Raw genomic sequence first — 23,381 nt, forward strand, 5'->3', positions numbered from 1 at the left:
CAAACTATTCACATATCTTTGTATGGCAACATTAGAAAACGATCTAACATGACAATTAAACGCTTAAGCTTTTTATGCTTATTTTTTATCATATTATCCTGTAAAAAGAACATTGACCAGAATCGGGATCCAACTGAAATAGAAATTGTTAACGAAGAAATTACCGAAAACGATATTTCCAAACTCGATTATATAGAATTTACCTTAGACTCCAAAACCCAAACAGCTATTAAAAACTGGGCAGAATATTATCAATTACAAGACCATGTAACCAACATCAAAAAAGGAGACTTAAGCTTTTTTAATGATAATGAAACCATCGAAGAGTTTTTAAAAAAGCTTAGAGAAACCATCCCAGCTACAGTAAATACGCCCGCCATCTTAGCCAGAATAACAGCTTTTGAAACCAAACTCTATAAACTAGAGAGCTTATCAAATTTAAGCACAACTAAAAAACCAGAGCTCATTAAAACCATTAAAGAGTTTTTGGAAGCTTTCTCTAACCTAAACCTACAGATGAACAAAAAACTTGAAATAGACAGCCATAACATACAAAAACCATAAGCAGCAAACTACAAAAGGCTGACACCTTTACAAAGTACCAGCCCTTCTTACAATAGTTTTTACTATAATTAATTCTTTGGTTGAGATTCCTGAGCTTGCATCGCCTGTTTTTGTCTTAATAACTCAGATTTTGTCAATTGAATTAAATTAAAATTAGGAGCCATTTTAAGCGTCGCATCCAAAATATCGACAGCAGCATCAATATTCGCCTTTGTATCTTTATTATACACAGACAATGCATTTAAATAGTTAAATGCTGCTTTAAGAGACACTTGATATGGCGTTTGCGTTTCATAAAATGCTTTGGTCATATCGTCTTTAGCATTTGCTAACCCATAAGTAATATGCTTATCGGCTTCAGTAAATTGTTGAGTCTGCAAATTCAATTCAGCTAGTTCATAGGCAATTAAGGCATTGGCATTTCTTTTAAACATTTCTTCAAAAAAACCAATGGCCAACTTTGGCTGTTTAACCGCTTTTAAGGAAACTGCTTTAACCTCAACAGCTATATCGGAATCTGTCGTACTTTTTTCTACTCCAATTGTGTTTAAGGCTTGCATATATTTCCCTTCGCTCATATAAATATAAGCCAGTGTATCCTTTCTCGCTTGGGACGGCGCCAACACATTTAGATGTGTCATTCCGTTAATAATACCTTGAACATCTCCCTGAACCTTCATCTGCTTGTAATACGCTTCATAATGCTTTACCAAATCGGAATTATTTTGCGCACTTAACTGAAAAGCCCCTGCAAAAAACAGAACCATTACCACTAATCGTTTCATCATTTCTATAAATTTTAATTTTGAGTTGCTAAAACTAAAAAAAATTAACATTTAAACTCTTAAAAGAATGCTAATTATTTATATTTTTAAATGATTCTGCAATTTTAACCTCACACTACTACCCAACTAAGAGCAACGACCCTTTATTGTTTGTTTTCACTCCCTTTTAACTACTGTACGGATCTAAAAGCGACATAAACTTTAGTCCTAATGCCACCTCAAGTACATTTAAAGTAATCTCGACAAAACTTTTATACACTTAACAAACATTCTTATATCCATTTGACAATTAATAATTTATCATTTATTTTTAGCAAATCTTGGGTTTAAAGAATAAAAAGCATTAATAAAAAACACAAACTATAATTAGCATAAGTTTAAAAAAAGCCTTAAACTAGTCTATTAGAAATACCTATTTCTAGGTTAACTTATAAAAAATAAGTACCTTTAATAACATTAATTTATTATTGATTATGGGAATAAAAAGTTTTCAAGGCGCTAGAAGACAGCAGGCCAACACAGCAGACACTACCCCTTTTAAAGTGAGTGATTATATGAGCACCGATCTGATTACCTTTTCTCCGGATCAATCTATTGAAAGCGTAATAGAAACACTTATTAAAAACAAAATATCCGGTGGACCGGTAGTTAACGATAAAGACGAGTTAGTTGGCATCATATCAGAAGGTGACTGTATAAAACAGATAAGCGAAAGTCGTTACTACAATATGCCAATGCAAGATAAAACAATAGAAAAGCACATGGCTACTAATGTAGAAACCATTGATGGCAATATGAACATTTTTGATGCAGCCAACAAATTTTTACAAGCAAAACGTCGTCGTTTCCCTATTGTAGAACATGGCAAGTTAGTAGGGTTAATAAGCCAGAAAGACATTCTTAAAGCAGCTATGGAGCTCAAAGGGCAAAACTGGTGGAAATAATGATCTAGCGCTTCATTTCGTCCGAAATTATCTTTGCTTGCGGAAGATCTGTTAGTATCAACTTTTGTGAAGGACCGCTTTCTAGAGCCGCTATTTTCGAATAGCTTAAGTTCTCCATGGGCGCTTTCAAGGTTTTCCATTTAGCAATGCCTCCAACCGTTATTATTTCGCCTACTCCTAAAATCCTTTCGGTATATCGCAAGGTTTTATTAAATCCAAAAAAATTTGTACTCTCAACACCATAATACTTCAGTACTTTTTGAAACTCTGGAGTGGGATCGCTGAAGAATCCCGAAGACACCCTTTTATCTTCAACAAAATAGGCATCATAATTCTTAGGCATTTTAGTTGGCTTAACCATAACAACCTCTCCTTGCTGCTCTATAAAAAAGTCTTGTATATTTTCTTGAGAAACAATAGTCTTCCAATACGAACTTTTACCCGAGCTTTTCTTCTGAGCAATTTTTATAGTATATGCAACACACGCCCGCTTGCTTAACGGCGTAACAAAGGGTTCATGAGCATGCAAGACTTTGCCCGTTAATTTTGTTAGCTCATTGGTTCTAAATTGAAGAATCTTCTTGGGTTTAAACTTAGACAACTGCCTTAGCACTCTTTGTTTTCTGTTAAAATAATAAGCACTGGCCATTAACAAAACAACTATAGCAATCATAATTGAGACAACAATACCTTTAGATTCCAACATTAAGATCATATAAATTGGTTTGTATATAAGTTAATTTATTTCTCTAAATGTTACATTTTACGACTCTCTTTTTACCAATGCAAAATAATCTCCCTCCAAAGGCAAATACCCTTGATCGTACACAAAATAATATACGGTACCCGCTTTTGTGGTATATATACTTGTAAAGTAATTAAAATCGAAGCCCTTTTCTATAAGTTTAGCACGCGATGTTTTTGTTTTTTGTTCGGGGTTGAGTGCCTCTAAAATCCTGTAATTTTTACGAAGTCTGTTGTTTGTATTCCGTATTAAGTTTTTACTATCCTTGTTCACCCTATTATTATAGGTATTTCTACAAGCATCATCACAGAACTTTTTATCAATTCTGCCAACCAGCTTTTCACCACATTCCAAACATTGTTTTGTCATAGTCATTTATTTTCTATTTTATACCATCGTAATTGCAGTTGTTCCTTTTCATAGAAAAAATCTTCAACATATAACAACCCTAATTTTAAAAGCACCTGATGCGATGCTTGATTTCCTTTTTCTGTAATACCACAAACAGTTTTTAAGTGCATCTTATCGAATGCGTATTCCAGAGCTGCTTTACCTGATTCTGTCGCATAGCCCTTTCCCCAGTATCTGGGCATTAAGCGATATCCTATATCATAAAAATTAGAAACATTGTTTAAGGTTTCTTCCGTATTTAATTTTAAGCCCGACCAACCTATAAAATCGCCTGAAGATTTTTCAATTACTGACCACCTTCCAATACCCCGGACTTCATATTGTTCTAAAACTCCATCGATTATTTTCTTCGATTCCCCAATAGATTTTACAGGTTTATTCCCTAGGTATCTATGAACTATAGGATTTGAATCAAGCTCAAACATGCCTTCTAAATCTGTTGGCAGCATGCTTCTTAAAATCAACCGTTCTGTTTCTATAAAAAATTTCATATGGAAATCTTATTACTTTTACTTATTGGTTTAAAATCGAAATGTAAGCCTTCCAAGGGCCTACTTCTCCTTTATACTGCTTAGCCATAGTTCTTGCAATTTGTGCTATGTGTGCCAAATCGTGGGTTACCCATGTAGCCAATAATTGTTTTAGGGTAACTTCTCCCAATTCTGGGTGCAATCCTTTTAACCCCAGTTGCTCATCAGATACATTTAAAGCCCTAAAGTACTCTAAGTTCTTAATTCGCAATTCTGTAAACATGTCCAACAATTGAATAAGTGTTTTCCCCTTTGAACTTTCAAACTGTGCAAAACGATCGAAAGGCTCAAATCTTTTGTCAATATTATCCCCTAAAATGATATTAATCCGTTCTATCCAATCTGTCTTTTCTCCATGAATAAGATGTCCTACCACATCAAATGGACTCCAAGTCTCTTCCCCTTCATTACTGTAAACCCATACATCAGACAACCCTGTAAGCAATGTTTTTAAAACATAAGGGGTTCGCTCCAAAATTTCTAACGCTTTTTCTGTTGTATATTCCATTAAAACTTTATTTACCAATTACCAGCATAATTTAGATCGTGGGCACTATTTGTATTTAAAAATTTGTATTGAAGACTCAAAATTTGTCGCATGTGCAAATAATCGTGAGCTAACCAGTTAGACAGAAACAGCTTAGCAGACATAATCCCAAGTTTTGGATGTACTATGCTTTGTTCCCAATTGGCATTAAGCTGTTCGCGCAACCAAACAACGGATTTTTGACGCTCCTGCAAAAAAGCATTTACAACTTTATTGTAATCTTTAGACATGTAATCACGCTCTACGACCCAAGCCTCAGGATTAATAGAAGGCATTTCATAATCTGGCTTTTCAAATATATATTTTATACGGGCTTTAAAATCTTCGCACTCTTCATCCAATAAATGGCAAGCAACCTCTAACAAACACCATTTTTTAGTATCTGGTCGCCAGATATAAACTTCTTCCGACTTAGGCAACAGTAAGCCTTTAAAAATAAGCTTATTTGCCTCTAATTGATTGATTATAGCATTGATTGTCATAGCTTACAAATAACTGATTGCCAATATACAACATTATTTATTCGTTTACAAACGACTACAAACATTTACAAACGATATTAAATAAGTAGCTACCGATTAAAATCAAAAAGCCTTTCCATATTTGCCATGTCGAAACATAAGAACTCGATAGTATTAACTGTTTAACATTAAAATAAAATATTATGAACACACTTAGAAACAAAGTACAGTTGATTGGTAACTTAGGAAACGATCCAGAAATCATCAATCTTGAATCGGGAAAAATGCTGGCTAAATTTACAATTGCCACAAACGAGCATTACAAAAATGCCAAAGGTGAAAAAATTACTGAAACACAATGGCACAATATTGTAGCTTGGGGCAAAACAGCAGAAATCATTGAAAAATATGTCTCTAAAGGCAAAGAAGTAGCCATTGAAGGCAAATTAACATCACGGCGTTATGATGATAAAAACGGCGACAAACGCTATATTACAGAAATTGTTTGTAACGAACTTTTGATGCTAGGGAAATAACCCTTTTACAAAACAGGCTCACTAAAAAGGAGCCTGTTTTTTTTATACGTTATCTATATTATAATACCCTCCTCTATTTTCCTTTCGCAACAAAGACTGGTTAATAATAAGGTGTGCTACATTAACCATATTTCGCAGTTCACATAAAGACGTTGTTATTTTAGACTCCCTATACAGATCCTCAACTTCGTTATAAATCAAGTCTAACCGCTTTCTAGCCTTTTTTAAACGGCTATTGCTCCTAACAATGCCAACATAATTACGCATTAAGGCTTGCAGTTCTTTAAGATTGTGCTGTATTAAGATATGTTCTTTAGGGATAACCGTTCCTTCGTCGTTCCAATCTGGAATGGCAACTTGTTTGGACTCAGGCTTATGTTTACTATGATACTCAAAAATACTGTGAGCATATACTAAAGCCTCTAACAACGAATTTGAAGCCAATCGATTTGCACCATGCAAACCCGTTTTAGAACACTCCCCACAGGCAAATAAATTATTAATTGAGGTTTTACCCACTTTATTCACTTCTACACCCCCACAGAGATAATGTGATGCAGGAACAACCGGAATCCATTGCGTAGCTATATCTATGTGTTTTTCTTTACATTTATTGTAAATATTTGGAAAATGCACTTTAAATGCTTCCAAATCTAAATGGGTGCAATCTAAAAAAACATGCGTATCACCTGTTTTCTTAAATTCGTTGTCTATACATTGCGAAACTATATCCCTGGAAGCTAGCTCAGCCCTTTCGTCATAATCCAACATAAAGCGATGTCCTTCCTTATTTCTAAGATAAGCTCCAAAGCCCCTGACAGCTTCTGAAATTAAAAAAGAGGATTCGCCTTCGGGCTCATACAGTGCAGTGGGATGAAACTGTACAAACTCCATATCTTTTACAAGTGCCTTCGCCCTGTAAGCCATTGCCACACCGTCTCCCGTAGCAATAACCGGATTTGTTGTATGTCCATAAACACGCCCTATGCCTCCAGAAGCCAATAATGTCTCATCGGCCTTAATTGTAAAAATACGTCCCTGCTTTTGATCTAGTATATAAGCACCATAGCAAGCATTCTTTAAACCACGTACTTCTGCCAAATGGTGATTGGTAATTAGATCTATAGCGAAATGGTGCGGTAAGATTTGAATATTATTTAACTGGTGCGCCCTCTCCAACAGTGCTCTCTCTATTTCACGCCCTGTAATATCTTTGTAATGAACCACCCGATGTTCGGAATGCCCTCCTTCTTTTCCAAGATCGAGTTGTCCTGATTTTGCTAAATCGAAATTAGCTCCCCAATACATCAACTCCTTTAATCTTTGCGGCCCTTCTTTTACAACCATGTCTACCACCTCCTCGTCACAAAGCCCATCGCCTGCCACTAAAGTGTCTTGAATGTGCTTCTCGAAGGAGTCCTTTTGGTCGTCTAAAACAACGGCAACACCTCCCTGAGCATATTTAGTATTCGATTCGTCCTCGTTCGCTTTGGTAACAATAACAACCTTTCTTTCCGGAAATCTTTCTGCTATTTTTACCGAAAAGGTTAAACCAGCGATCCCCGAACCAATAACTAAATAATTTGTTGAAACCATATTATTTAGACAACTCTAACATACGTTCTATAGGTAACAAAGCACGTCTCCTAATATCTTCGGGCACTTCAATTTGGGGGGATTCGTTAAGCAAGCAATCGTACAACTTTTGTAGTGTATTCATTTTCATAAAATGACACTCGCTACAAGCACATGTGTTATCTTCGACCGCTGGTGCTGGCACCAACTCCGTATTAGGCATTTCTTGTTGCATTTTATGCAAAATACCTGCTTCAGTAGCAACAATAAACTTTTCGTCTTGATGTTCCTTTACATAGTTTATCATTCCAGAAGTAGACCCTATGTAAGTTGCAGTATTTAAGATATGCTCTTCAGATTCTGGATGTGCAATAATTTTATAATCGGGGTATTTTTTATGAAGCTCAATCAATTTATCCATAGAAAACGCCTCATGCACAATACAACTGCCATCCCACAACAATAAATCTCTTCCGGTTTGCTTACTCACATACTTCCCTAGGTTTTTGTCTGGCGCAAAAATAATAGGAACATCTTTTGGAACTGACTCCACTATTTTTAGTGCGTTAGACGACGTACATACAATATCGCTTAAGGCTTTTATTTCAGCAGAACAGTTTACATAAGTAATCACTACGTGATCTGGGTGTTCTTTTGTAAACTTTTCAAAGGCTTCCGGCGGACATGAATCGGCCAAAGAGCAACCGGCATTTAAATCCGGCAATACAACGGTTTTTGTAGGGTTTAATATTTTCGCGGTTTCCGCCATAAAATGCACACCCGCAAAAACAATAATGTCGGCATCTGTTTCTGCTGCCTTTTGTGACAACCCTAAACTATCACCAACATAATCTGCAATATCCTGTATTTCTGGAACTTGATAATAATGAGCCAAAATTACAGCATTCTTTTCCTCTTTAAGCCGTTTTATTTCTTTTACTAAATCCATTGTATATAATCTTAAACTCCTATTACACAAACAAATTACGCATGTGTAAATGAATTATTTATGCAAATATCTTAATTAAAAATTTATTGAAATCACATTGGGCGCAAAAATAGCACCAAATTAGGAACCATTATCTTTTTTTTATTGATTCTTGCACACTTATAAAAAAAAAGACATCATGTTTAACAAAACAAAAATGTCCTTTTTATACAAAGGGGCTATTTAAATTACAAAAACAGCTCTCGATCAACTTACAGCTATCCGACCTTGGATTTCTGAATTTAAACCATCCAAAACTTTTTCACTTGCTTCTAATTCATTTAACACAGTCGACCTTATATCTTCAAAAGATGTTCTAACCTCTTTAAACAAATTTTGATAATATCTTATTCCACTCCTTAGGTTATCGGTAAAAGTTAACAAATACTTTTCCTCCTTTTTCCCCATATCTACTCTGAGTTCCTCGAATTTATTTTTTAAAAAGTCGAGGTATATATATAGTTCCTTTACAAATAAATTAGGACGATCGGTTCGTGACAACATATTTGCCCTTCCATAAATGTGGTCTGTAATGTCTTTTAGGGTCATAATTTTAGAATAGTATGCCATATTGGGTCCTGGACAAATAGACACCCCCTTACCTTCTACTTTTGTGTCCATGTTGTACTTTAATAACGCCGAAGTCCCCAAGCCAACACAAGTACAGGATTTTTCGGTTATTTTATTAAACGCCTTTTCATATTCACTTTCAGGCAACTCCTTTTCTTCTAGCTCCTTTATCTTTAAGTACTGATATTCTCTAGAAGCAGTGCACATTCCTTTTTCTTTAAAATCCTTATTGAGTGCCACAAATTTTTTGGGGCAAGAACTTCCCGGCCTACCTTTTTCAATTAAAACTTCTTTCTCTATGTCCTTAGTATTATCCCGAAGATTATTAAACGGCACACCTAAAGGGGAAATATCGCTTAAATACAAATCATCTTCTTTCGCTTCGACCAATTTTTGCAATGTGTCTTCATCTACAGTGGTTGCTTCAGGCACCAACAAAAAAGGAGTTCCCCAACCAACAGAGTCTAATTGGTATTCTTCAATCAAAAACTCATGCTCTTCTTGGGTACCAACACCGCCCTGTGCAGAAACTTGGATTTTAAGTGGCTCTTGCGGAACAACGCGACCTTGACTTTCCAGCTCCGCTTTTAACACCTTTTCGATAGCTGTTCTTAAGGCCTCTCGATTTTCTTTAAACTCAGCCAAAACTGGCCCCAAAAGATAACCATCTGTAGCAAAGGCATGCCCACCGCAATTAAGCCCTGACTCAATTCTATATTCAGAAACCCACAATCCTTTTTTAGCCAAGAACTTCCCTTGTATTAACGCCGATCTATAATCGCTTACCTTTAAAATAATTCGCTTTTGAAATGCTCCTTTCACATCCGGAAAGAATCCTTCAAACTTAGCCATATAAGCATAAAGTCTTGGATTCATTCCTGCTGAAAGCACAACAGAGGAATTTAGCTTGCTATTGGCAAACCCCCGTAAAGCAGCATGAGCATCATTATACTCAACGGATAGTTTTTCATCTTTACGATAGTTGTCCTTATCGACCTTAGTCATAATATTTACATCAATATGTCCTTTAGTTAAGTGCTTTGACACCCATTGCTTTATTTCAGAAATACTATTATCGTTTTCAACAAGCTTTAAAAACTCCCCTTTTATTGTAGCACCATCTGGCAACATATCTATGTAAGCTTTTAACTCATCACTCTTTTCTTGGGCTACATTTTTTAAGTCTTCAAACTTTTTGTCTACCAAATCACTAATAAGGTTTAAATAAGCCGTTATACGTCGCGCCCTAAAATCGTCCATCTTTTCGGTGATTTCCCTATACGGAATTTCAAACTTCTTACTATACATTTTCCTTAGCTTCTCCAATAAAATATCATCTACCAACGAGACAACCGAATCCATACCGTATTGAGCTACTTTTAAAGGTGTATCTATTGTAAACCCTATACCCATTACTGGTATGTGAAATGAATGTGCATGCTTCATATACTATAAAATATCTATATACCTACCAACATAAGGATTAGGTACCGTTAAAACAGGCGAAACTATAGATTAAGCACAAGACCAACTATGACAAATGTCATAATTTGAAAAATACATTTTCATCTGGTAATATTTATTGTTTTTAGTGGTCAGATGCGATGCCCCAAATCACCATATGCTCAATTACCATATACTCATGTGTTTTTATTTTGAAAATAGGAGTTCTTGAATCTTCGATTTCGGCTGGGTTGCAACTTTTTGCTAATGGGCATTTCATAGTTCTATTTAAAAATTAAAAAGAAAGATTGGTCCTTACCTGCCTAAAAAACCAATAAAAAAGCGGCAACGATAGTGGTTAATTTTTTAATTATTCTTAGTTAGAGTTCGATATACTACATAAATTGATAAAACTTGAAGTGTTTTGCATTCCTTAATTTAAGCTTTACTATTTTTATGGCTAATTTGATCAAATCGATATTATGTCTATAGAGCCAAAATTAAAACGATTTAAACAAAGCGTACTGTCCAAATATCAAATATACAATAGTATATTTATGACCTTACCCTTTGACACAATTACAAAAACAGGTGTTTTACTACCCTTATTCCATGAAACTTGTAAAAAAGGATTTGCTAAAGGCGATGATCCAACAACAATAGTCGATACCTTCTTTAAAAAATACCAGGCGCGACGTACCAAGGAAAGCCAAATAAATTTATTATTTAGGTTTATTCAATATATTGAAAGACAAGTTGTGTTGTTTGATGCTATTGAAGACGCTGCATTTCCTGTTGTAAATAACATGGAAGGCATCGGTACTTTAAGAAACCTTAAAGGATCTGCAATTTCTGAAGGCAAACTGGAAGAACTGCGAAAATACCTTGAAGAATTTAAAGTTCGTATTGTGCTTACGGCACACCCAACACAGTTTTACCCTGGCTCTGTTTTAGGGATTATAACAGACTTAACGGAAGCAATTAAAGCAAACGACTTAACCCAAATAAACAATTTGTTTGCGCAACTAGGTAAAACGCCATTCTTTAAAAGAGAGAAACCGACGCCATACGATGAAGCGGTTAGCCTTATATGGTATTTAGAAAATGTATTTTACCAGTCATTTGGTAATATTTACAACTACATACAGCAAAATGTATACGACGATGGTAAAAAACATAACGAAATTATCAATATTGGGTTTTGGCCAGGCGGTGATCGTGATGGCAACCCATTCGTAAAACCCGACACAACCTTAAAAGTTGCTTCAAAACTTAAACAAGCTGCTTTAAAAAAGTATTATGCCGATCTTAAGGATCTTCGACGCAAGCTTACTTTTAGAGGCGTTGAAGAACGGGTTATACGTTTAGAGACCATACTTTATAATTACAGCATTAATTTAGACACCGAAAAAACAATTGAATGCAGAGAACTGCTTGTCGAACTGCTTAGCATTAGAAAAGTTCTCATAAAAGAACATCAATCGCTATATGTTAATGACATTAATAGCCTAATAAACAGAATTCATTTGTTCGGTTTCCATTTTGCTTCTTTAGACATACGTCAAGACAGCAGAATTCACCACAAAGTCTTCTCTACCGTAATAGATCATTTAATTGAAACCGGACATCCTTTATTCCCTAAAAATTACCATGACCTATCGGAAGAAGATCAAATAAAAATACTATCGGAAGTCAAAGATGCAAATATCGACATTAATGCCTTTGAAGACGAAATGGTTTTTAACACTTTAAAGACTATCGAGGTTATAAAACAAATTCAAAACTCCAATGGAGAGAAAGGCGCAAACAGATACATTATAAGCAACAATCAAACAGCTTTAAACGTTATGCAGCTTTTTAGCATGCTAAAGCTAACAGCATTTAAAGATGATTTAACTGTAGATATTGTTCCTCTTTTTGAAACCATACCCGATTTAGAAAATGCCCCTAGCGTTATGGAGCAGCTTTATACAAACCCGGTATATATGGAACATTTAAAAAGCAGGGGCATGAAGCAAACTATAATGCTTGGCTTTTCTGACGGCACCAAAGACGGCGGTTATTTAATGGCCAACTGGGGAATTTTCAAAGCAAAAGAACTACTTACTGAAATGTCAAGGAAATATGACATTACAGCTATATTCTTTGACGGTCGTGGTGGACCACCAGCCCGTGGAGGCGGAAAAACACATCAGTTCTACGCCTCATTAGGCCCTACTATTGAAGATAAAGAAGTACAACTTACCATTCAAGGACAAACTATTAGTTCGAACTTTGGAACTTTAGATTCGTCTCAGTACAACCTAGAGCAACTTATAAGTTCGGGGATTCTAAACCGCCTAAGGAAAGACGAGCATGCCATGTCTGAAGAAGACAAGGCCGTTATGAACGATCTTGCTGAAACGAGCTACCAAACCTATAAAGATTTTAAAAGCCACCCCATGTTCATTCCTTACTTGGAACGCATGAGTACTTTAAAATATTACGCTAAAACCAATATTGGCAGCAGACCTTCTAAACGTTCTAAATCTGACAAATTGATCTTCTCAGATTTAAGAGCCATTCCATTTGTAGGTTCTTGGAGCCAATTAAAGCAAAATGTCCCTGGGTTTTACGGTGTAGGCACTGCTTTAAAAGCATACGAAGATAGAGGTGAGTTCTACAAAGTAGAACAACTATACAAAAACTCTAAATTCTTCAAAACCTTATTGGAAAACAGTATGATGTCCTTAACAAAATCGTTTTTCGATTTAACAAAATACATGTCTAAAGACGAGGAATTTGGAGCATTCTGGAATATTATTTACAGCGAGTATACTACCACCAAGAAGCTTCTCTTAAAATTAACGGGATACAAAGAACTAATGGAAAACGAACCTTCTGGCAAAGCCTCAATTGAGGTTAGGGAATCTATTGTACTGCCTTTGCTTACCATACAGCAATATGCACTCAAAAAGATTCAAGAACTGGAAAAAGAAGGCGTTAAAGACACCGAACAGATCAAGATCTTTGAAAAGATTGTAACACGTTCGCTATTCGGTAATATTAATGCCAGTAGAAACTCCGCTTAATTTTGGGTTCTACGCATTTTTGTTAAATTCTACACATAAAACAAAGCCTTCACATTAATGAAGGCTTTGTTTTTTTTATTTAAATAAGCTCTTTACTTAAAGAACATTATCAAATACAAACAAATAGATATTTAAAATCTGGTCGTCTACTCTATAAACCCCGAAAAGATTTTAGTTTACAAAAAAAATACCAGACCATCTGTTGACAGGTCGTTTTTAAAATTTTAAACCTTTCTCCAACCACAAAAATAACAGACATAAATACTGTTCTCCAAAATCTTCCAATTTCACCTGAGTTCAATTATTAAGCACCTGATTAACACTATGTTGTTGAAATGAAGACCGACAATGCCTCCCCGAGCACTGTCGAGGTTTTTTTGGAATCGATATTTTGAAAAAGGTTTCGACTGCGCTCGACCTGACAATTTTCATTTATCTTATTTTCAGTAATTTGTTTGTTTTCGATTAATCGAACTCAGGTAATTTTACACTGTATCATCTTAGAAGCAAACGAAATGTATTAAACAAAAAAGAGGCTTGCAAACACAAGCCTCTTTCTTAATTTTCCACTTAACTAAAAACTCACATAATTAGTGCTCATTTAGCCTGAAATCAGGATAAGCATCCATACCATGCTCATGCGCATCTAAACCTTCTAATTCTTCTTTTTCAGAAACTCTGATTCCCATTGTTTTCTTAAGAACAAATATTATTATAAATGATGATACTATACAAATAGCAGCATACGACACAACTCCTATTAACTGCGTTAAAAAGCTATGGTCTGGATTTGTAGAGAATATCCCAACAGCTAATGTTCCCCATATACCACAAATTAAATGAACCGCAATAGCTCCAACAGGATCATCCAACCTTAATTTATCCACACAAGTCACAGCAAACACAATAAGCGCTCCAGCTATAGCACCTACGATTATCGCACTTGTTGGTGTCATAACATCAGCCCCTGCAGTAATACCTACAAGACCTCCAAGTATTCCATTTAAAAACATTGTTAAATCCAAGTTTTTATAAAGAGCAGTAGACACCAACATGGAGACCACACCACCAGAAGCCGCAGCCAAACATGTAGTCACCAAGGTAATTGATGTTAATTCTGGATCTGCCGAAAGCACAGAACCGCCGTTAAAACCAAACCATCCTAACCAAAGTATTAATACGCCAGCAGTAGCTAACGGAATGTTATGCCCTGGAATTGCCTGAGGCTTTCCATCTTTAAACTTGCCAATACGAGACCCCAACAAATACACTGCTATTAAAGCAGCCCATCCACCAACAGAGTGCACTAGCGTTGAACCTGCAAAATCATAAAATCCCATTTCATCCAAGAATCCTCCACCCCATTTCCATGAACCGGCAATAGGATAAACAAACCCAACATAAATAATAGTGAATATCATAAAAGGCACTATTTTCATGCGCTCAGCAACTGCTCCAGAAACTATAGTCGCTGCTGTTGCCGCAAACATCCCTTGAAACAAGAAATCTGTCCAATATGTATACCCTTCATTATAGGCCAAATCTAAAGCGCCTTCAGCCGTTAACGGTGAATCCAATCCAAATCCTGCAAAACCAAAGATTCCATTAAATTCTCCAGGGTACATTAAATTAAACCCAACCAAACAATAAAGCAGCAACCCTACTGTTATGATAAAAATATTCTTAAAAAGTATGTTTATTGTATTTTTTTGTCTTGTTAACCCAATTTCTAAAAATGCAAAACCTAAATGCATAAAGAAAACGAGTGCTGTACAGATCATCATCCATACATTATTTGTTGTAAGTAATTCCATAATTAATAGTGTTTGATGATTATTATTTTAAGGTTTCCCCTCCTTTTTCTCCTGTTCTTATTCTATAACATTCCGTGATGTCTGAAACGAATATTTTACCATCTCCAACTTCGCCAGTTCCAGCAGAATCTATAATTGCCTTGATTGTCACTTCTTCAAAATCATCATTAACTACTATAGATAAAAAACGACGCTGAATGTCACTAGTACTATAAGAAACACCTCTATACACATGGCCTTCCTTCTCATTACCCAAACCGGTAACATCCCAGTAAGAGAAAAAGTTCACCCCTACTTCATGCAGTGCATTTTTCACTACATTGTATTTAGATTTTCTAATAATTGCTTCAATTTTTTTCATGACTCATTTATTTTATTTAGTTAATTAGATTAAAATGAATAAATAGCTGCCAATGTAAAAGCTGCTAAGCTTTTTGTAGGCGCCATATCATTATCAAAGTATACTTCATCAGAATTACTATCTAAACGCAATTCTGGCTTAATAATTAAATTCTCTAAAGTATAGCTTCCTGTTAGTGTTAATGCAAATACACTTGGCTCATCTGAGGCTCCATCCATCATCCAATTAAAGTACTCGCCTCTTAGTCCTATTGAAAAATCTTCAGAAGTTGCCAATTGCGGATACAAAGCAGCTCCGTAAAAACCATTACCATCATTATCGGCATAGGCACCATTAATCCCCAAGAAGAAATCTTCAGACAGGTCAAAACCTCCAGTATAATCAATTTCGAAACCTAGAACTACTCCAGAATCATAATAGAAGTTCAAATATTGACCCGCAAAACCTAATTGAGCCCCTAAACCGTAATCTCCGGTAAAGTTATTGTTAACATCTGTTGGATTCATAAAAGCCAACATTAAGCTAACATCCTCAGACAGTGCAAAATCTGCCTTCAACCCAACATGCGAAAACGGTCCGCTAGAAAACAAGTACGAGGTACTGTAGTTAAAATTACCTACCGGCGAAATAACCTCATAACCTAAATAGGTATTAAAGCGTCCTAAAGTTAAGGTAGTACTTTCAGATACATTCCAGTAAGCATATAATTGATTAACAAAAATGCCATCATCGCCCCCAACAGCTCCAAGTCCTCGTGGACCGAATACCACATCGGCAACAGCACCAGTTTTACCGCCCTCATAAGACGCTACCAAATTTGCCATACCTAATGCAAATCCTGTCTTATTCGCAAATGAAGTTCCAAAAGACTGAAACTCGTCGCCATTATCACCGAAAACAGCTCTGTCGGAAGACGTTAAATTTGTTTTATAATATGCATCAATGCTTCCTCCAATATTAAATGACTTTTTAGATTCATCTTCTTGAGCAAATAATACTGTTGCCACAAAAAGCATTGAAAGTGTGATAATTCTTTTCATAATGTTTTAATTTACAGTTATTGGTTAATTTTCTTTGAATTCGGAGTAAAACTATACAAAAAACATTTACACCCCCTAAAAATTAGGGGTCAAGAATTGATTTTTATAAAAAACATATTTATACCCCTATTTTTTTATGGGTATTTAGATAATTTTTTGATTTTTTGATTTTTCAACAATCTAGTTATTTGAATTATTATTAGTTTTTTCAGTTTTTTGATGCTTTTATTTTTACAAAAGCAACTTTTCTTTAATTTTAATTCACAAATTCGCATTTATAGCTAAATATTATCGATTGAATATTTGCTAAAAAACCGCTTTATTATTGATATATAATTATTTTTATATTCACTTAGCTCCTAAAATCGAAATAATAGATTACCCCTTATTGTTATTTGGATTCTACTGCATATCTTCGCTGTTAAAGGCTAATTTTTAAACTTATAATTTGTTGATTATGTTGCAGAAACAAGGAATGTATTTACCTGAATTTGAACACGAAAATTGTGGCGCAGGTTTTATTTGTAACCTTAAAGGAGAGAAAACAAATCAAATCATACATGATGCTTTAGAAATTCTGGTAAAATTAGAACACCGGGGCGGTGTAAGTGCAGACGGAAAAACTGGTGATGGCGCAGGATTACTAATTGATATCCCTCACGAATATTTCAACAGAGTATGTGATTTTGAAATTCCAGCACCTAGAGAGTATGCTGTTGGAATGATTTTTCTACCTAAAAATAAAAATCAGTACAAAACCTGTAAAGAAATTTTTGAAAAAGAAATAAAAGCTCAAGGACTAGCTGTTTTAGGTTGGCGCGATGTCCCTGTAGACTCCTCACAGCTAGGAGAAATTGCATTAGCCTCAGAACCTGGAATAGAACAAATATTCATAGGAAAAACAGAAGACATAGACGAAGCTACATTCAAAGCCAAGCTGTACGCAGGCCGTAAAATAGCAGAACACGCCATATATGCTTCTAAAATGTCCCAAAACAACTATTTTTATGTTCCTAGTTTATCAACTACAACATTAATATACAAAGGCATTATTATGCCCGAAGATATTGGCCCATATTACAAAGACCTTTTAGAACCAGATTTAGTAACACGCTTGGCCTTGGTACACCAAAGGTTTTCTACCAATACCATGCCTACATGGGAATTGGCTCAGCCTTTTAGACACATCTGTCAAAATGGCGAAATAAACACGCTACGAGGTAACGTTAGTAGAATGCGTGTTCGCGAAGAAATCATGAAGAGCGATGTCTTCGGTCCGCAAATAGACAAATTGTTCCCTATCATACTTCCAGGGAAATCAGATTCTGCTTCTATGGATATGGTCGTGGAACTATTAACTCATACCGGAAGATCCTTGCCAGAGGTCATGATGATGATGATTCCCGAAGCATGGGAAAAGCACAAAACCATGTCGGATGAAAGAAAAGCGTTCTACGAATACAATGCCTGCATCATGGAACCTTGGGATGGCCCAGCATCAGTTCCTTTCACAGATGGAGACTACATTGGCGCCTTACTAGACCGTAACGGTTTAAGACCTTCCAGATATTCTGTTACCAAAAGTGGTAAATTAATTATGGCATCAGAAATAGGTGTGGTAGATATTGCTCCAGAAGATGTTGAAAGCCACGGTAGGTTAGAGCCTGGTAAAATGTTCTTGGTAGACATGAATGAAGGTCGCATTATTAATGATGAAGAGATTAAGAGCAAAATTGTTTCCGAAAGGCCTTACAAGGCATGGTTAGACAAAACAAGACTACACTTAAAAGATGTACCTTACACCAATGAAACCTGTCCTATTGAGACCATCGACATCAAAACAAGACAGCGTTTGTTCAACTATACCTTCGAAGACATTCAAGAAGTTATCTCCCCAATGGCCCAAAACGGAAAAGAAGCCTTAGGATCTATGGGTATCGATACCCCTTTAGCAGTATTATCCGATAGACCTCAGCTCATTTCCAACTATTTTAAACAACTATTTGCGCAGGTTACCAACCCACCTTTAGATGGTATACGCGAAGAAATAGTTACCGACATTAGTTTAGCACTTGGTAAAGACCGAAATATTTTTAGCATTACCGAAAGACAATGCAGAAAGCTACGCATCCAAAATCCGGTGATCTCTAATGCCGATTTAGAAAAAATCAGAAGCATTTCAGTTGAAGGCTTTAAAGCTGAAACCATTGAAATATTATACGAAAAATCAAAAGGACTAAATGGTCTTGAAGATGCCCTTGAAGATATTATTCTTCAAGTAACCAAAGCACTTGAAAGAGGCACGAACATTATCATCTTATCAGATAGAGGCGTAAACAAACAATTTGCACCTATACCTTCACTATTGGCTTGTTCGTATGTGCACCACCAAATGAACCGTTTGCGTAAGCGTTCGTATTTTGATATTATTGTTGAATCGGCCGAACCACGTGAACCTCATCATTTTGCTACCCTATTTGGCTATGGCGCTAGTGCCATTAACCCTTATATGGTAAATGAAATTATCAGAATGCAAGTAAAAGAAGGGTTTATCAAGAATCTGGACGAACAAAAAGCAGTCGATAATTTCAACAAAGCAATAGGAAAAGGACTCTTAAAGATCATGAACAAAATCGGAATCTCTACACTACATTCGTACAGAGGCTCCCAAATTTTTGAAATCGTCGGCTTTAATTCTCAATTTGTTGAAAAATACTTCCCTTATACAGCGTCTAGAATTGAAGGTATCGGTTTATATGAAATTGAAAAAGAAATCAACGAACGCTACAAATATGCGTATCCCGACAAATACATAGACAAACGTTTAGGTTTAAATATAGGAGGCGATTACAGATGGAGGCGAAATGGCGAACGCCATATGTTTAATCCAACAACCGTTGCTAAACTGCAACAGGCTGTTAGGTTAAGCGATCAAGCCAGCTACGATGTATATTCTAAAGCTGTAAACGAACAATCGGAAAACCTAATGACCATCCGAGGTCTATTCGAATTCGATAATTTAGACCCGATTCCATTAGAAGAAGTAGAACCATGGACCGCCATCGTAAAACGCTTTAAAACGGGTGCAATGTCTTATGGATCCATTTCCAGAGAGGCGCACGAAAACCTAGCCATTGCCATGAACCGTATAGGAGGTAAATCGAATTCTGGTGAAGGTGGCGAAGACAGAAAACGTTTCCAGCCAGACATTAATGGCGACAACCGCAACTCGGCAATCAAACAAGTTGCTTCTGGTCGATTTGGCGTAACTTCTCATTACCTTACTAATGCTAAAGAAATCCAAATAAAGATGGCACAGGGCGCCAAGCCCGGTGAAGGAGGACAATTACCAGGTGAAAAAGTATTACCATGGATTGCAGCAGCTCGTAATTCCACTCCTTTTGTTGGCTTAATTTCACCGCCACCACATCACGACATCTACTCTATTGAAGATTTAGCACAGTTGATATACGACTTAAAAAATGCTAACCGCGAAGCAAGAATTAATGTAAAACTTGTTTCAGAAGTTGGCGTTGGAACTATCGCAGCAGGGGTTTCTAAAGCCAAAGCAGATGTGGTACTTATATCTGGTTACGACGGAGGGACAGGAGCTTCTCCTCTTACCTCTCTAAAACATGCAGGATTACCTTGGGAGCTTGGCTTGGCAGAAGCGCAACAAGCCTTAGTTTTAAACAAACTAAGAAGCCGAATTGTGGTAGAATGCGACGGTCAGCTAAAAACCGGACGTGATGTAGCCATTGCTGCCTTATTAGGTGCTGAAGAATTTGGTTTTGCAACCGCCCCATTAGTTGCTTCAGGATGTATTATGATGCGTAAATGCCATTTAAATACATGTCCTGTAGGTATTGCAACTCAGGATAAAGAATTGCGTAAAAACTTTAGAGGAACACCAGAACATGTGATAAATTTCTTCTATTATATAGCTGAAGAATTAAGAGGTATCATGGCGCAGTTAGGCTTTAGAACTATGGACGAAATGATAGGGCAAACCCATAAAATTAATGCCAATAAAGCTATTAAGCATTATAAAGCTAAAGGATTGGATTTATCTTCCATCCTACACAGACCAGCAGAGTACAGCAATATGGTCGTTAAGAACACAGAAGAACAAGATCACGATTTACAAGACGTACTTGACTTTGAAATATTAAAGGACTCCCACAGAGCTTTGTACAGAAAGGAACAAATGACTTTAGAATACCCTATTAACAATACAAACCGTTCTGTAGGTGCTATTGTAAGTAATGAAATTTCTAAGGTATACGGACATCTTGGCTTACCAGATGATACTTTAAATATCAATTTTACAGGCTCGGCAGGACAAAGTTTTGGTGCCTTTGGTGCACACGGACTAACGTTTACGGTTGAGGGCAATACCAACGATTACTTAGGCAAAGGTTTATCTGGCGCTAAATTAATTGTTAAAAAGCCAGCTAAAGCAGATTTTATTGCCGAAAATAATATTATCGTAGGGAACGTATGTTTGTTCGGAGCTATTCAAGGAGAAGCTTACATTAATGGTATAGCGGGAGAACGTTTTGCCGTTAGAAACTCTGGTGCCACAGCTGTGGTAGAAGGTGTAGGCGACCACTGTTGTGAATACATGACTGGAGGAAAAGTTATTGTTCTTGGTAATACAGGACGAAACTTTGCGGCTGGCATGAGTGGTGGTATTGCTTATGTTTACGATCCTGAAAGGAAGCTTGAAAACGGATTATGCAACACAGAAACCATAGAGTTTGAGGACATTTTGTCTGAAGACGCTAAAGAATTAAAGGCATTAATCGAAAAACACGTTCTTTACACGGGTAGTAAACGCGGAAAAGAATTATTAGCCGATTGGGATACTAGTTTAAACAATTTTGTTAGAATCATGCCAATCGAATACAAACGTGCATTGAAACGTTTAGAAACTGAGGAACAAATGGTAGAAGAATTAACAACAGCATAATACAATGGGAAAAGTAACAGGTTTTAAAGAATTCGAAAGACAAGATGAAGCGTACACGCCTGTAAAAGACCGTGTAAAACATTATAAAGAATTTACAGTATCCTTAAGTGAGTCTGAAATCACAAAACAAGGATCACGCTGTATGGACTGTGGCATCCCATTTTGTCATAGCGGTTGTCCACTAGGGAATTTAATCCCGGATTTTAACCATATGGTTCACCAAGGCGAATGGCAAAAAGCCTCTTGGATACTGCACTCAACAAACAATTTTCCAGAGTTTACTGGGCGTTTATGTCCAGCTCCATGTGAAAAATCGTGTGTACTGGGAATTATAGAAGACCCCGTTTCTATTGAAAATATAGAAAAGAATATTGTTGAACGTGCTTTTAAAGAGGGATGGATTAAACCACAACCGCCAAAAACAAGAACAGGAAAAACAATTGCTATTGTAGGATCTGGACCAGCAGGATTAGCTGCAGCTCAACAATTAAATCGTGCAGGCCATACAGTAACTGTTTTTGAAAGAGACGATGAAATTGGTGGCTTATTACGCTACGGCATCCCTAACTTTAAATTAGAAAAGGAAATTATAGACCGTCGTATTGCTATCCTAGAAGCAGAAGGCATCTCTTTTAAAGTAAACGTAAATGTTGGTGTTAATTACGATGTAAAAGAGTTAAAGACTTTTGATGCCGTTGTACTATGTGGTGGTGCTACCGAAAGAAGAAGCTTACCAACACCAGGTATTGATGCCGATGGTGTGGTACAGGCAATGGATTTCTTAACGCAACAAACAAAAGTAGTATTTGGCAAGGAAGTTAAAGATCAAGTTTTAGCTACCAATAAGGATGTTATTGTAATTGGTGGAGGTGATACTGGATCTGACTGTATAGGGACTTCGAATCGTCAAGGTGCAAAATCGGTAACAAATTTTGAAATTATGCCGAAACCACCAGGACACAGATCGCCAACAACTCCTTGGCCATTCTGGCCGCTACAACTTAAAACATCCTCTTCTCACGAAGAAGGTGTTGAAAGAAACTGGCTCATCAACACCAAAGAGTTCGTAACAGACACCAATGGAAAATTAACAGCACTAAAAACTGTTAATGTAGAATGGAAAATGGTGCCTGGCGAGCGTCCACAGCTAATTGAAGTTGAAGGCACTGAAAAAGCATGGCCATGTGACTTAGCACTTCTTGCTCTAGGTTTTACAGGTCCAGAAAGTACTTTAGCAGATCAGTTAGGGATAGAAAAAGACGCGCGTTCTAACTACAAAGCCGAATACGGCAAATACCAAACTAATATTCCTAACATTTTTACCGCTGGCGATATGCGCAGAGGACAATCATTAATTGTTTGGGCTATTTCAGAAGGCCGTGAAGCTGCTAGACAAGTTGATATTTATTTAATGGGCAAATCCGATTTGGCTTCAAAAGACATGTCGGGAGATTTAGTTGCCTTATAACAACATTTACCCCCTATATATGACAATGTATTAGGGGGTAATTTATACTATTATGTTTCAAAAAGTTGTATCCATTAAACCAAAATCAACCTTTAAAACTATTACATTTTAATTTTTAGAAATTTTTTAACAGTTTCAAAAACCTTATATACTATATTTGCTTTTTTAAAAAATTTATGTACAAAAAATCAATAGCAATATTTTTCACAGTAGTTTTTATGGGGTTCATTGTAGCGCCTTCTATTATTATTGCTCTTGATGATACAATCGATACATCTATTTTTTATTCAATGGCTGAAGAAGAAGAAAACGGCAAATCAAAAAAAGGAGAGCTAACGTTTTCCCTCGAAGCTAATGATTATAGTACTTTTGATGACTCAAAAAATCAACTTCATTTAGGGTATCGTTTTAAAAATTACCCTATCCCCCACCTCAATTTAATTTCTCCACCTCCAGAACGCATCTAAATTACAATTAGGTTTACAAGGCTTAACAAATATGTTAGTCTAAATTATCAACTCATTTTAATTAAAAATCGATACCAGTTATTGTATTG

19 protein-coding genes are annotated in these 23,381 nt (G+C 36.1%); 7 read left to right on the forward strand and 12 right to left on the reverse strand.

From position 1 onward, the window contains the following. The first annotated feature begins 48 nt into the window (after positions 1–48). A complete protein-coding gene (locus tag ABD792_RS03940) occupies positions 49–564 on the forward strand; it encodes a hypothetical protein (protein ID WP_345004499.1) in 516 nt (171 codons plus the stop codon). A 68-nt stretch (positions 565–632) separates the two neighbouring features. Here the strand turns inward: ABD792_RS03940 and ABD792_RS03945 are convergent, their stop codons facing one another. Then, on the reverse strand, positions 633–1,352 hold the full coding sequence (locus ABD792_RS03945) for a hypothetical protein (protein WP_345004500.1): 720 nt from the start codon (positions 1,350–1,352) through the stop codon (positions 633–635). 470 nt (positions 1,353–1,822) lie between these two features. On the opposite strand from ABD792_RS03945, the gene ABD792_RS03950 reads away from it, so the two are divergent. Further along, complete coding sequence (locus ABD792_RS03950) at positions 1,823–2,293, forward strand: CBS domain-containing protein (RefSeq protein WP_199112482.1); 471 nt, start codon at positions 1,823–1,825, stop codon at positions 2,291–2,293. 4 nt (positions 2,294–2,297) lie between these two features. Here ABD792_RS03950 and ABD792_RS03955 read toward each other — a convergent pair whose 3' ends face one another. Genes ABD792_RS03955 through ABD792_RS03975 form a run of 5 tightly spaced genes read right to left on the reverse strand, consistent with a single transcriptional unit; the run spans position 2,298 to position 5,008 of the window. Then, positions 2,298–3,008, reverse strand: a complete 711-nt coding sequence (locus tag ABD792_RS03955; RefSeq protein ID WP_345004501.1) for a hypothetical protein — start codon at positions 3,006–3,008, stop codon at positions 2,298–2,300. Between the two features lie 48 nt (positions 3,009–3,056). Beyond that, a complete protein-coding gene (locus ABD792_RS03960) occupies positions 3,057–3,407 on the reverse strand; it encodes a hypothetical protein (RefSeq protein WP_345004502.1) in 351 nt (116 codons plus the stop codon). Between the two features lie 2 nt (positions 3,408–3,409). Further along, on the reverse strand, positions 3,410–3,940 hold the full coding sequence (locus ABD792_RS03965; RefSeq protein ID WP_345004503.1) for a GNAT family N-acetyltransferase: 531 nt from the start codon (positions 3,938–3,940) through the stop codon (positions 3,410–3,412). A 22-nt stretch (positions 3,941–3,962) separates the two neighbouring features. Next, positions 3,963–4,487: a DinB family protein gene (locus ABD792_RS03970; protein ID WP_199112490.1), complete on the reverse strand. Its 525-nt coding sequence runs from the start codon at positions 4,485–4,487 to the stop codon at positions 3,963–3,965. An 11-nt stretch (positions 4,488–4,498) separates the two neighbouring features. Further along, the gene (locus tag ABD792_RS03975) at positions 4,499–5,008 is read right to left on the reverse strand and encodes a DinB family protein (RefSeq protein ID WP_345004505.1); all 510 of its coding nucleotides are present in this window, start codon (positions 5,006–5,008) and stop codon (positions 4,499–4,501) included. Positions 5,009–5,190: 182 nt separating this feature from the next. Between ABD792_RS03975 and ABD792_RS03980 the strand changes: the two genes are divergently transcribed. Beyond that, positions 5,191–5,523 (forward strand): single-stranded DNA-binding protein, encoded by a 333-nt coding sequence (locus ABD792_RS03980; protein ID WP_345004506.1) that lies wholly within the window; start codon positions 5,191–5,193, stop codon positions 5,521–5,523. A 42-nt stretch (positions 5,524–5,565) separates the two neighbouring features. On the opposite strand, the gene nadB is transcribed toward ABD792_RS03980, so the two are convergent. The 3 genes from nadB to ABD792_RS03995 all read right to left on the reverse strand — a co-directional run bounded on the left by nadB (position 5,566) and on the right by ABD792_RS03995 (position 10,102). Then, entirely contained in the window at positions 5,566–7,119 is a 1,554-nt protein-coding gene (gene nadB / locus ABD792_RS03985; RefSeq protein WP_345004507.1) for an L-aspartate oxidase, read from the reverse strand. A gap of 1 nt (position 7,120) precedes the next feature. After that, positions 7,121–8,047, reverse strand: a complete 927-nt coding sequence (gene nadA, locus ABD792_RS03990) for a quinolinate synthase NadA (RefSeq protein WP_345004508.1) — start codon at positions 8,045–8,047, stop codon at positions 7,121–7,123. 246 nt (positions 8,048–8,293) lie between these two features. Further along, positions 8,294–10,102, reverse strand: a complete 1,809-nt coding sequence (locus ABD792_RS03995; protein WP_345004509.1) for a hypothetical protein — start codon at positions 10,100–10,102, stop codon at positions 8,294–8,296. A 479-nt stretch (positions 10,103–10,581) separates the two neighbouring features. Between ABD792_RS03995 and ABD792_RS04000 the strand changes: the two genes are divergently transcribed. Continuing rightward, positions 10,582–13,170, forward strand: coding sequence for a phosphoenolpyruvate carboxylase (locus ABD792_RS04000; protein WP_345004510.1), 2,589 nt, complete (start codon positions 10,582–10,584; stop codon positions 13,168–13,170). Positions 13,171–13,760: 590 nt separating this feature from the next. Here the strand turns inward: ABD792_RS04000 and ABD792_RS04005 are convergent. The 3 genes from ABD792_RS04005 to ABD792_RS04015 are packed head-to-tail and all read right to left on the reverse strand — an operon-like array spanning position 13,761 to position 16,385. Beyond that, entirely contained in the window at positions 13,761–14,984 is a 1,224-nt protein-coding gene (locus ABD792_RS04005) for an ammonium transporter (protein WP_345004511.1), read from the reverse strand. Between the two features lie 22 nt (positions 14,985–15,006). Further along, a complete protein-coding gene (locus ABD792_RS04010) occupies positions 15,007–15,345 on the reverse strand; it encodes a P-II family nitrogen regulator (RefSeq protein ID WP_345004513.1) in 339 nt (112 codons plus the stop codon). Positions 15,346–15,374: 29 nt separating this feature from the next. Further along, entirely contained in the window at positions 15,375–16,385 is a 1,011-nt protein-coding gene (locus tag ABD792_RS04015) for an outer membrane beta-barrel protein (protein ID WP_345004514.1), read from the reverse strand. Positions 16,386–16,842: 457 nt separating this feature from the next. Between ABD792_RS04015 and gltB the strand changes: the two genes are divergently transcribed. From gltB to ABD792_RS04030, 3 genes are all read left to right on the forward strand, one after another. Beyond that, positions 16,843–21,357: a glutamate synthase large subunit gene (gene gltB, locus ABD792_RS04020; protein ID WP_345004515.1), complete on the forward strand. Its 4,515-nt coding sequence runs from the start codon at positions 16,843–16,845 to the stop codon at positions 21,355–21,357. 4 nt (positions 21,358–21,361) lie between these two features. Then, positions 21,362–22,825: a glutamate synthase subunit beta gene (locus ABD792_RS04025; protein ID WP_345004516.1), complete on the forward strand. Its 1,464-nt coding sequence runs from the start codon at positions 21,362–21,364 to the stop codon at positions 22,823–22,825. Positions 22,826–23,001: 176 nt separating this feature from the next. After that, positions 23,002–23,292 (forward strand): hypothetical protein, encoded by a 291-nt coding sequence (locus tag ABD792_RS04030; protein WP_345004517.1) that lies wholly within the window; start codon positions 23,002–23,004, stop codon positions 23,290–23,292. Positions 23,293–23,381: the final 89 nt, after the last annotated feature.

Origin of the sequence: Snuella lapsa, assembly GCF_039539345.1 — a bacterium.
In the GTDB taxonomy this organism is placed as follows: domain Bacteria; phylum Bacteroidota; class Bacteroidia; order Flavobacteriales; family Flavobacteriaceae; genus Snuella; species Snuella lapsa.